The organism is Gilvimarinus sp. 1_MG-2023, assembly GCF_030548285.1.
In genome coordinates this window covers 1-241 of the sequence record NZ_JAUOSC010001582.1, presented here as the reverse complement: position 1 = coordinate 241, position 241 = coordinate 1, and the positions used below count along the sequence as shown (strand labels likewise).

The 241-nt window shown below is 53.1% G+C and carries 1 protein-coding gene; it reads right to left on the bottom strand.

The window, feature by feature from the left end:
* Positions 1-123: Rsd/AlgQ family anti-sigma factor (locus Q4563_RS22130; protein ID WP_303606070.1), on the bottom strand; the 123-nt coding region annotated here is incomplete at its 3' end.
* Positions 124-241 lie beyond the last annotated feature (118 nt).

The following is a 241-nucleotide window of genomic DNA, read 5'->3' as shown; positions in this document are numbered from 1 at the left end:
CGGTTTGACACTGGAAAGGTGGCAAAATTTGACAATTAACGCCTGTCTCCCGTTCAGCCAGCTGTCGATCATCTTGTGGACGCCACCCCAGCGTTCTTTGGCAGTGTTGACTCGTTCTAACATACGGCACTCCTGTCTGTGATCGTGAGTCTGTCCCCGGTGCTTGTAACAGGACAGGGAACAGCCTCCGCTGGCATCAAAAGCCAGCTCTGGCGCGACCAATATAGGCAAGGTTAAAAGC